Here is a 10223-nt window from a genome sequence, read left to right on the forward strand (position 1 = left end):
TCAGGTAATTCGCAAAGGACAAAGGACAAAGGACAAATGACTAATGACAATTTAAGATATATCTATTTTTTCTTTTTTCTTTTTCTTTAAAGGAACTCGAACTAAGTTATAAGCACCTTTTGTTGATAAACTTTTGTAATCATCTGGCTGTAATTCCATTTCTAAAAATTTTGTCTGTTCAGCCAGTAGCAACAGTGAGGCAGGTTGTAATTCCTTGGCAGCCTGGTTTTTAATATGCTGTATAGCCTCTTGGGGAAATTTTAAGTAATTTACGTGAATGTGGCTGTAAAATACTACACTAGGCTTTTTGAAGCCAAGCATGATCAATTCTTCATTTGGTTGTTTTGCTTCTAGAATGACCGCAGATAATTCTCTTAAAGGTAACTGACGTTCTCGATCAATAAAAAACGAAGCAGGCGTTAAGACAAAAATTATAAACGCCACAAGCCCTAATAAATTAATCGCAATAATGTAATTCCATCGGCGACTTAGTAAGAAACCAGCAACTAAAATTGCACAAATCAACCACATTACGCCAGCTATTACTGGTAAACCAGATTTTTGAATTAGTTCGTGAAAGTTACTGATAGCTGGATCGGTACCTAATATGTGGGTTATGTTAAACAGTGCTGTTGACAGAACTGATAAAAACATTACATTCAACCAACCACTCGCTCGGAGAAAAGCGGGGGAAGAGGAAGCTGGAATTGTTTGTCTGTCTTCTGTATCCTGGAAAAAGTCGCTCCACAACAGCGTCACTAGGATGGCTGCTGCTGGCATTAAAGGCAAGACGTAACTAGGCAGTTTGGTGACAGCAATGCAGAAAAAGCCAAAGATGCTAGCAAACCAGAACCAGGCGAATAAACCAAACTGCTGAAAACGTTCAAGCGATCGCCAGTGCGATCGCTGCCAAAACTTTAGTCTTATTATAGAAACTGGTAAATACACGGAGTATGGCGCAAAACCCAGCAGCACCACTATAAAGTAAAAATACCAAGGTGCTGAGTGACCATTAACTACTTCTGTAAAGCGTTCCAGGTTATGATAACCAAAAAAGGCATTAATATAATTCCAGCCATTACGCCAAATTACTAAAGCATACCAAGGCACTGATAAACCTAGAATTATCAGTATACCCACGAAGAGGCGCATTTCTCGCAATACCTCTCTAAACCTGCCCACGTAAAGCAAAAAGGCGGCAATAATTATCCCTGGCAAGACAATTCCCACTGGGCCTTTAGTCAAAATTGCACCAGCAATTAGCACATAACAAGCTAAGTACCACTTATTAGGGAATAGGGAATGGGGCATCCCTTCTCTGCGAGACGCTACGCGAACGGCTTCGCTCAGGGGAAGTGGGGATTGGGCAGAAGAGGCAGAGGGGCGGTGGGAAGGGTGCAGAGGAGAAGAATTTTCCCCCTGCTCCCCGCCGCTCCCTGCTCCCCTGCCCCCCTGCTCCCTGCCCCCTGCTCCCCTGCTCTCTTCCTTCCCTGCGTACCCTAGAAAGAAACATAACAAAGCTGATGCTACACATCCGGTGAGCAGCATATCAGAGACACCCGTTCTCGCCCAAATAATAGTTTCGGGATTGAGTGCCATGAGCGCTGCTGCGATAAAAGATGTTAAGTAGCGGCGAGTAGGACGGGAAACTTGCTCTAATTCGTCCTGTTTAGCCAAATACCAGTGTACGGTGTAAAAAGCCAAACAAACTAAGGCGAAGGCTGCGATCGCAGAAGGAAGGCGGACTGCCCATTCATTCACCCCAATAATGTAATATGCGATCGCCTGACACCAGTAAATTAAAGCAGGTTTATCGAAACGAGTTTCACCATTGAAAAATGGGGTTATCCAATCACCTGTGACGAACATCTGGCGGGAAGCTTCGGCAAACAGTGGCTCTGTCTCATCAATCAAGCCAATATTGCCCAAATTCCACCCAAAAGCTATCCAGCCTACCACCATTAACCACAAAACCGACACAGTGACACTAAGGGTTGGATTCTTTGCTATTTTGTTGAACCACTGATCAACAGTGTGCTTAACACTCAATTTCATGCTCATTAGTCAATAGTCAACAATCACTACTCAATAGTCGTTGATTATCTATCTTTTGTTCTTCCAACGCTCAAATTCAAAATTTTTTTTATTTAATGCTTCGCGGAAGTCCCATCTTCTGTTGGCGTAGCTCAGGTTGGGCTATGTATATTTTAGTCGGCAGTGACTTGAAAGACGAATCGCACACGTCATTAGGACTTACCCATCAAGTACAAAACTCCGATCTCAAGAGTAGAGGTTATTTTACTAGTATCGCACGGCGTAAATAAGCCACCCATTTTAAATGTCTGAAACCCTTGCAAATAGTTAATTACGAATTACGCCTTGCGGTACCAGTACAGTACGGCGGAAATAAACAGACCATTTGAAATGTCTAAAACCCTTACGCAACGGGAATTACGAATTACGAATTACGAATTACGAATTACGCGAAGCGGTACTAGTAACTTCTCAAACATCCTCTAAGGGACTTCCAAGAAATAAATTATCCATCTTGTGGGGTGGGCAACATGAGCGCCCTAAATCTGGGACGGGCAAGATGCCCATCCCACAAGAAAATTTGGGATGTTTTTTTATTTGTCAGTCCCTAAGCGATCGCTCACCTATAACTTGTATATTTGACTTTTTAAATCTGGCAAACTCATAATTTTTACTTTTACGTATCAGAGGATTTCAGAAATTGCAAATTCATCATTGATTGCAGGAATTTCTGTTGGAATCTTTGGCTCATCAACCATTAATTTCAGTTGCTCTTCCTGATTTTTGACATCAGTAAACTTATCTTTTGTATATTCACTTTCTCGGATTTGTCTAGCAATGCTTTCTAGTAGCCAAAGTTGTTCTTCTACAGACAAGGCACGGATTGAGCGCTCAATCTCTAGTAAATTTAGTGATATCATTTTGCTTCTGATTCCAAGCGAGGCGTATTTTTCAAAGATATTATTATATGTCAGTCTATCTGGTTAACCTATAGCATCGCAAATTCTCCATCATTTTTCCCAAGCTTATCTTTTCACAAATCATAAGAGATTGCTATAAATAACTAGAAGCCAATTTTATGACTTTTTAATTAGGTATTACTGCTTAAGCAAAATGTACGCTAAACTGATCACATGAATTACGAAACGGCTCGGAAACTCCTCATAGATCAGACAATCACAACCGAGGAAAACCCAGATGCGCTGTTAATGCGTATGAAACACGGGAAACCGCCGGTACCCGGTCAGATCACTTCAATTTTGTTGGCATTGAAAGTGGTGTTTGAAGCCCTTAAAGATGCAAAGACCCTAGACCGAGAACTGGCTTTAGCCCTTTATCAGTTAAGCATTAAGACACAACAGCTATTTACCGCAGGGCGTAAAGCTGGCATAGATTGGCCACCACTACTAAAAGAAGATTTGCTACGAATTTCCTTAGCATCTGAAAGTATCTTTTCAGGTATATGGCAAACCCTAGTTCCCATAAGCTTAGGGAAACTATAGAACACCATTTCAGTAACCTTTAAGGATGAGGGAGTGGGGGAGATGGGGAGCAGGGAGCAGGGAGCAGGGGGCAGGGGGCAGGGAGCAGGGAGCAGGGGGCAGGGAGCAGGGGGCAGGGAGCGGGGAGCAGGGGGAAAATTCTTCTCCTCTGCACCCTTCCCCCCGCCCCTCTGCCTCTTCTGCCCCATTCCCCATGCCCAATGCCCATTACCGAATTTGCAGTTCACTTTCTAACTTGTTGAGGTCAGTTTTGAGTAAAACCGTCATTTGACCGGTAAAAGCTTTGCCAGTCTTGGGTTGAGCAATTTCCACCCAATATACATAGCGATCGCCTACTCGTAATTCTCCCTTTAAAGCTTCCCGAATGGGAGTTTTAGCCAGACGCGCCGAGTTAACTACCTTCTGGTTAGGATACTCATACACTACCTGGGCGCGATCGTAGTCTTGATAAATCTCCAAGCCATAAATCACCCGCAAGGATTCTTGGAGACGCGCAAATGTCATGCCGTTAATGGCATCATACATGGAAATCCGCTCACTACGAATTGTGCCACGGTCTTTAGAAAATTCCACCCTACCAGGGGGCAATACCGATGCTTGAAAAGTGAATCGTTGAGCAGCAGTATCAGTCTTTTGCACAAACAATTGCTCCCCACTCCTGGGGCGGAGTGTAGGATGTGCTTTAATCCAAGTGCCTACTTCCTCTGTACTTTGCCCTGGTAAAGCATTAGCTTGGGAATCAAAAAGCGTTCCTACGCAAAGCCAGGGCACTAGAGAAAAAGGCAAGATTAAACAATTAAGCAGAGATTTATTGAGCATTTTCTTATTCGGGATTTACATAGAAATGCCCTTATTGATTAGTAGCAATAGAGGGTAACTATAGTTTTCCCATTTTGTAGGAAGATTACTTCATGGTATGGCCTTCAAATAGCCATCTAAGTTGACATTGAAGGAGTTATACCAATTCAAAATTCAAAATAAACCTGTATTTATTTAGATGATTAGGTAAGGTCACTGACTATGGAGATCGTCACTAAGAGATTTCTTTTACGGGATTTTATTAAAGAAGATGAGCCTTCGTTTTTCGCCTATCGTGCTGATCCACGGTATGCTGAATTCTGTACGCCAGAAGAAGTAGCACCCAGCTATACACGCGAACTTCTTTGCCTTTTCGGTCAGTGGGCAGATGAACACCCTCGTCTTAATTATCAGCTTGCCATAGTTGACCGTCGGAGCTTGCAAGAGTTAATTGGTTGTTGTGGACTGCGCCGTGATTCTCACGGTTCAGATAGGGCGGAACTGGGTATTGAATTAGCACCTCAGTTCTGGGGTCGTTATGCATACGCAATTGAGGTTGCAAAAGCTTTGATCGAGTTTGGGTTCCGCGATCTGGCGTTAAAAGAAATTCGAGGCATTTCCGTTAGTGCAAATTTGCGTGTCACACGTTTAGCACATCGATATGGGTTTGTCGCAATTGGCACACTCCCTAGCCCAGATTGGATGTGTGAGCGAGGATGGAGTCAAACCGAATGGCAGCTGACACAAGAATCGTGGGAGAGTGTAGCAGCCCTTCGTTAGCTTTTAAAAGTAGTACAATTAAACTACAAGAAGCCGGAAAATTATTCATAGCTCTTGTTGAGATAACTCTGTAAGCTGATGTATGAGAGCGAATGAAGGTTAGCTATTATCTAGCAGACTGAAGGGGGTGATTGTAGTGTTGTCATGTTTTAACGTAGCAGATTACTTTATCTGGTTGGCAAATGAAACAGGTTCTTTTATCAGTAATCTAAAACTGCAAAAGCTTGTGTACTATGCTCAGGCTTGGCATCTTGCACTCAATGACACTCCTTTATTCCAAGAAGATTTTCAAGCCTGGATACATGGGCCTGTGATACCTGTGTTGTACCAGAAGTATAGGCTTTTTGGATGGCAACCAATTTTAGAGGATGCTAACCCGGAATTACCCCAAGAGGTTCAAGAGTTTCTAGATGAGGTTGCACAAGAGTATTTTGCCTGCGATGCTTATGAACTAGAGCAGATGACTCATGCCGAGACACCCTGGAATTTGGCTAGAGAAAATTTACCACCTGACGAACCTTCCAACGAAGTTATTCAGAAACAGTGGATGAAGGAGTATTACGGTTCTCGTGCCGAAGAAAAGGATTAAGAAGACTGAGGTTGCCAAAGATGGCACATCAGGTATTAAACTAACAAAGCTGAAGCCACCTCAAGGCATCAGCTTTTCGTTTAAATATTATCAGGACAGTAACAGCAAGTTTTCTTGTAGCGAAAAAGAAGTAATTTACTGGCTGACCTTGCTTGATCGATTAAAAGCTCTATCTAGCCTAACGGCTCAAGAGTTATTAGTAAATCGTAGCAGTACTCTCAGATGTCATCCCATTAAGTGGGAAGATACCAGCGAGAAAGCATTTGGTTTGCCAAATGAAGAACAATTAGTTGATATACCATATCAGTTTTCCATCTCCTCAAATGAACATGGTAGGGTTCATGGATTTTTTATTGATGAGATTTTCTACATTGTTTGGCTAGACCCAATCATCTGTTATACCCGGCAAAAAATTAAGGAATCATCGCTACCTTAATTACCTGTCGCGCCTTGATATTATCAAACATCTTTGGTCGTTAGGCTGCTTGAAGTTATCGGTGAAGCGGTGTTTCCAGTATCTCATGCGATCGCTAGTTCAAGCTTCAAAGACGAGGATCGTCTACAGGTGGATGCCAGCCTCCTTGTATCCATAACTGCCTAGATTCTTGGATAAATCCTTGGTTGTGAAATTCATCATTGATATCTAGTCGATGACAAGTTGCTCTACCTGTAGCACTTTTGCCAATGATCTTTAGTCCATCGCCTGTCCAGATGAAGTGATCTACCCACGATTGCTGACGAGGATTGAATAGGGCAACTTCTTGCTGAGTTTGAGGATCAATGCCAGTTGTGAAGTTGTAACGACGTTCATTACAGCGACGACAAGCTAGAGCTAAATTGTCATCTTCATCTGAGCCATCTAATGATTGTGGAACAAGATGATCGATTGTGAAGCGATCTGAACTGGAGCGTTCTGGAGAGTGGCAATATTCACACAGATATTTAGCTCTTTCGCGCACAAACTGCCAAGTGCTATCTTTAACACCCACGACTGGCAATCAGTTTAGCGTTAACAAAAGTCAAGATGCGCTCCAGTTCAGCAATTCCTGCATATTCAGCTTCTTCTTCAGGAGTCAGCAATCCAGCTTTTCCTTTCTCAAGCAATTCTTCTAAACGAGCGTGTAACTCATCTGTAAACCTAGCAAGGTTAACATTATCAACTTTCTCGATGATGATGCCAGAGCGTAGCCATGACGAGGGTTCAATCATCAATACTGGGGTAATGACTTGAGGAGTCATAGTGCTTTAGCCTAAGTCTGTAGTGCTATTAGTCATTGTAGTTTGCCCTGTGAATTGGCTGCAAAAATACTAAAGAATCATTACCACTTTAATTAATTTACGCACCTTCATGTCAGAAAACACCTGTTCTAAATCTTTTAATGCCCTCTGTTCGCTAATAAGTAACTCAAAAGTATATTTTGTCACTATTTAGCAATATAACGCTGTTTGCACAGATTCAAATGTATTATAAAACACTCCTTTAAATGTAAGTTCGCTGTAATCTGGCTGTTCTGCATTGACAGTAATACTTGTATTCCATGAACATCCACCGAATAAATTGACTGTTGCACCAGAATGAATTTTTAAGCGGATATGATGTAAAACCGTGTCCTATTTGGGGCAATAAGACACGGTTTCATAAAAGTATTTAATTATAATATTACAAAAATCAAAGTAAGATTTGATTTATACCAAAGTAATCCATTTACTGAGATTTTCCTGGTTGATTAACTTTCTCTGTTGTCGGAAAGATTTGGCGATCGTAATTTGTCCTTTCTTGAGTTAGAGCGATCGCACTAAAGAAAATGGCACTTCCCACAGCCAAGGCTACCATAGGACGCTTGAGCAAGACAAAATCCCTGATAATCCTAGCTAAAGGTCGGCTTTGACGACGTAGCGACGAAGCAATCATCAGTTGTCTCCAAGTAAACGGATCGCGCACATAATGACCGCTTTGGCAAACTACTAGCCTTTCCTGGCAATAGGGACAGCAAAACAAGCCCATGCGCGTTTTAACTGGTTTGGGAGTGGCATTTCTTTGGCAAATTGGGCAAGTAACATAATGATTATCAAAGGTGTGTATATTCATTTACCTCGTCCGCCTAGTCCATTTACTCGCTCTATAAGAATAGCTATATTGAATTGAGATCAATACTTAGCAGACTTCTAAGTATGGTCTGACAACAGCCATCAATCACACATACATTGTATTACTACCAAGGATGGCTCAATGGTCGCAACACGAGTATAGCTAGATTTAGGCAAGGATGACTCCTAGTTAATGTTTGCAGGTGTGCCCACCCAAACCGCAAAAACTTTGTTGTCTCTAGAAAAAATAGTGTTGGCGCTCACTCGCACCTCACTAGTGATCTTTGACCCTCAAATAACAATTGTCTCCCATTTAACCATTCTCCCCACAAAAATTTTGCACAATGACATTTTTTGCTAAAGCTTTGTAAATCAAGCAAATAAAGTCTACTTGTCTGGTTGCTAAATAATGGCTCACAATGAGAAGTAACAGATAAAAATTTAAATTTTTTCTTACATTTACCCTGCTCTCAATGACTCTCCTGCCTCCCACTCAACTGAGGAAGGTAACGGAACAACCTGCATTTCCTACACCTTCTGCTCATTTAGCTCACCTAATTAATCGTTTTCAACCATCCCCAGAAACAGTTGTGCTGTTTTTAGCCATGCTCATTGGCGGTGGGACGGGTATGGGTGTAGTCACCTTTCACTATTTAATCCAGTTGATTCACCAGCTGATGCTGGAAAATTTAATGGGTCAAATCGGTGTCTGGGGTGCTTGGACTTTAGCCTGCGTTCCCACTCTTGGCGGATTAATTGTTGGCTTAATGCGCTGGCGTACTCAAGACTTTGGCCCTGGACTTTCATCTCTCATCGCCGCCTCTCAGGGAACAGAGATTAAGCGACCACTACGACCAGTTACGAAAATGCTGGCCGCATCGGTTTCTTTGGGGAGCGGTGCTTCTTTGGGCCCAGAGGGGCCAAGTGTAGAAATTGGCGCAAATTTTGGGATGTTGTTCTCTGTAATCCTCAATGTATCTCAAGAGCGACAACGTTTGCTGTTGGGTGCTGGCGCGGCGGCTGGACTGGCGGCGGGATTTAATGCTCCCATTGCTGGAGTATTTTTTGCCTTAGAAGTGGTGATGGGAGCGACATCTTTCGCTACTTCTGCGGTGAGTGTGGTGCTATTAGCGGCGGTGGTAGCAGCATTAATTGCCCAAATTGGTTTGGGGGCGCAACCTGCTTTTGATTTACCTGCTTACCAAGTCCGCAGTCCTTTGGAATTACCCCTTTATCTTGGCTTGGGTTTAGGGGCCAGCCTTGTTTCTCTGGCTTATACTCAATCAATCCGGGTAGCAAAAGCTTGCTTTGCTGGGAAGGTTCCAGGTTTCGCCTTTTTGGGGCGAATTCCTGAGCCGATTCATCCAATTATTGGCGGTGTAATAATTGGCGCGGTTGCTTTGCATTTCCCGCAAATTCTGGGTGTGGGTTATGAAACTGTAGAAGCAATGCTTCAAGATGTGGAGTTTCCACTCTCGCTGTTAGTGGTGCTGTTGGTGGTAAAACTACTGATGACTGCAATTAGTGCGGGTAGTGGTTTCATCGGCGGTTTGTTTGCACCAGCCATGTTTTTAGGTGCTTCTTTTGGTTCAGCTTATGCCAAAATTTTGGCTGTGGCATTCCCGGCTATTTGCGATCAAATGGCGGCTCCCCCAGCTTACGCAATGGTAGGAATGGCAGCAGTACTAGCTGCTAGTGTCAGAGCGCCGTTAACAGCTATTTTAATGCTGTTTGAATTAACTCGTGACTATCGCATTGTTTTACCGTTGATGGCAGCTGTGGGTTTGAGTGTTTGGTTAGTGGAAAGGATTAAACCAACTTTTAACTCTAACTCTAATTTACAACAAATTGGTCTTTCGGAATTGAAAGATGAACAAGCGGAAATTGTGCAACACATTTTGGTAGAAGATGCTATGCACCCCTATCCAAAAAAGTTACCTGCAACCCTTGGAGTTTTAGATGCAGCTGTGGAAATGATCCGCGATCGCACCCGGAGTGCTTTAGTAATTGATGCAGCCGAGCAATTAGTTGGTATACTTTCTCTGGAAGATATTAACCGTGCCCTTGCTCTTTGGCAAAGTTACCCGAATTCACTAACTGAAATTCCAGATAATTTATCCAGTCAAACTCTCATAGATATTTGTAGTACTGAAATTCTCTACGCATGGCAGGATGAATTATTATCTGAAGCTTTAGATCGCATGAGTCTTCGAGGTTTACATCAATTACCAGTGGTGGCACGAGACAAACCCGATCGCATTTTGGGTTTACTAGAAAAAGAGCAAATTGCCTTGACCTGTAATTTAGCAGTTACGCGCAAGGCACTTCGCCACTATTTACCAGTCTTACCGACTACAGATATAGTCATTGGTCATTAGTCATTGGTCATTGGTCATTGGTCATTGGTCATTGGTCATTGGTCATTGGTCATT

11 protein-coding genes and 1 pseudogene are annotated in these 10223 nt (G+C 42.7%); 5 read left to right on the plus strand and 7 right to left on the minus strand.

The window, feature by feature from the left end:
• Window positions 1-51: 51 nt before the first annotated feature.
• Window positions 52-2061: a glycosyltransferase family 39 protein gene (locus HWQ36_RS07130; protein WP_292699697.1), complete on the minus strand. Its 2010-nt coding sequence runs from the start codon at window positions 2059-2061 to the stop codon at window positions 52-54.
• Window positions 2062-2717: 656 nt separating this feature from the next.
• Window positions 2718-2954: a hypothetical protein gene (locus HWQ36_RS07135; protein WP_292699700.1), complete on the minus strand. Its 237-nt coding sequence runs from the start codon at window positions 2952-2954 to the stop codon at window positions 2718-2720.
• A 213-nt stretch (window positions 2955-3167) separates the two neighbouring features.
• On the opposite strand from HWQ36_RS07135, the gene HWQ36_RS07140 reads away from it, so the two are divergent.
• Window positions 3168-3536: a Dethiobiotin synthetase gene (locus HWQ36_RS07140; RefSeq protein ID WP_292699703.1), complete on the plus strand. Its 369-nt coding sequence runs from the start codon at window positions 3168-3170 to the stop codon at window positions 3534-3536.
• A gap of 207 nt (window positions 3537-3743) precedes the next feature.
• On the opposite strand, the gene HWQ36_RS07145 is transcribed toward HWQ36_RS07140, so the two are convergent.
• A complete protein-coding gene (locus HWQ36_RS07145; protein WP_292699706.1) occupies window positions 3744-4355 on the minus strand; it encodes a hypothetical protein in 612 nt (203 codons plus the stop codon).
• Window positions 4356-4556: 201 nt separating this feature from the next.
• Here HWQ36_RS07145 and HWQ36_RS07150 point away from each other — a divergent pair, with 201 nt between their 5' ends.
• From HWQ36_RS07150 to HWQ36_RS07160, 3 genes are all read left to right on the plus strand, one after another.
• On the plus strand, window positions 4557-5114 hold the full coding sequence (locus HWQ36_RS07150; protein ID WP_292699708.1) for a GNAT family N-acetyltransferase: 558 nt from the start codon (window positions 4557-4559) through the stop codon (window positions 5112-5114).
• 136 nt (window positions 5115-5250) lie between these two features.
• Window positions 5251-5703, plus strand: a complete 453-nt coding sequence (locus tag HWQ36_RS07155) for a type II toxin-antitoxin system antitoxin SocA domain-containing protein (RefSeq protein WP_292699711.1) — start codon at window positions 5251-5253, stop codon at window positions 5701-5703.
• The gene (locus HWQ36_RS07160) at window positions 5684-6139 is read left to right on the plus strand and encodes a hypothetical protein (RefSeq protein ID WP_292699714.1); all 456 of its coding nucleotides are present in this window, start codon (window positions 5684-5686) and stop codon (window positions 6137-6139) included. The genes HWQ36_RS07155 and HWQ36_RS07160 overlap by 20 nt, the downstream gene beginning before the upstream one ends.
• Before the next feature lie 106 nt (window positions 6140-6245).
• Here the strand turns inward: HWQ36_RS07160 and HWQ36_RS07165 are convergent, their stop codons facing one another.
• The 4 genes and pseudogenes from HWQ36_RS07165 to HWQ36_RS07180 form a co-directional block, all read right to left on the minus strand.
• Window positions 6246-6692 (minus strand): HNH endonuclease signature motif containing protein, encoded by a 447-nt coding sequence (locus HWQ36_RS07165; protein WP_292699718.1) that lies wholly within the window; start codon window positions 6690-6692, stop codon window positions 6246-6248.
• Window positions 6682-6942 (minus strand): hypothetical protein, encoded by a 261-nt coding sequence (locus HWQ36_RS07170; RefSeq protein ID WP_292699721.1) that lies wholly within the window; start codon window positions 6940-6942, stop codon window positions 6682-6684. The genes HWQ36_RS07165 and HWQ36_RS07170 overlap by 11 nt, the downstream gene beginning before the upstream one ends.
• A 69-nt stretch (window positions 6943-7011) precedes the next feature.
• Window positions 7012-7275: pseudogene (locus HWQ36_RS07175) on the minus strand (dehydrogenase); the annotation flags it as partial.
• A gap of 133 nt (window positions 7276-7408) precedes the next feature.
• Complete coding sequence (locus tag HWQ36_RS07180) at window positions 7409-7792, minus strand: hypothetical protein (RefSeq protein ID WP_292699723.1); 384 nt, start codon at window positions 7790-7792, stop codon at window positions 7409-7411.
• A 472-nt stretch (window positions 7793-8264) separates the two neighbouring features.
• On the opposite strand from HWQ36_RS07180, the gene HWQ36_RS07185 reads away from it, so the two are divergent.
• Complete coding sequence (locus HWQ36_RS07185) at window positions 8265-10169, plus strand: chloride channel protein (protein ID WP_292699726.1); 1905 nt, start codon at window positions 8265-8267, stop codon at window positions 10167-10169.
• The last annotated feature ends 54 nt before the right edge of the window (window positions 10170-10223 follow it).

This window comes from Nostoc sp. NMS2 (genome assembly GCF_017115105.1).
Classification (GTDB): Bacteria; Cyanobacteriota; Cyanobacteriia; order Cyanobacteriales; family Nostocaceae; genus Nostoc.

Bases quoted from the DNA above. Each gene is read 5' to 3' on its own strand.
- HWQ36_RS07130 (WP_292699697.1), bottom strand. From the start codon at position 2,061: ATGAGCATGAAATTGAGTGTTAAGCACACTGTTGATCAGTGGTTCAAC.
- HWQ36_RS07135 (WP_292699700.1), bottom strand. From the start codon at position 2,954: ATGATATCACTAAATTTACTAGAGATTGAGCGCTCAATCCGTGCCTTG.
- HWQ36_RS07140 (WP_292699703.1), top strand. From the start codon at position 3,168: ATGAATTACGAAACGGCTCGGAAACTCCTCATAGATCAGACAATCACA.
- HWQ36_RS07145 (WP_292699706.1), bottom strand. From the start codon at position 4,355: ATGCTCAATAAATCTCTGCTTAATTGTTTAATCTTGCCTTTTTCTCTA.
- HWQ36_RS07150 (WP_292699708.1), top strand. From the start codon at position 4,557: ATGGAGATCGTCACTAAGAGATTTCTTTTACGGGATTTTATTAAAGAA.
- HWQ36_RS07170 (WP_292699721.1), bottom strand. From the start codon at position 6,942: ATGACTCCTCAAGTCATTACCCCAGTATTGATGATTGAACCCTCGTCA.
- HWQ36_RS07180 (WP_292699723.1), bottom strand. From the start codon at position 7,792: ATGAATATACACACCTTTGATAATCATTATGTTACTTGCCCAATTTGC.
- HWQ36_RS07185 (WP_292699726.1), top strand. From the start codon at position 8,265: ATGACTCTCCTGCCTCCCACTCAACTGAGGAAGGTAACGGAACAACCT.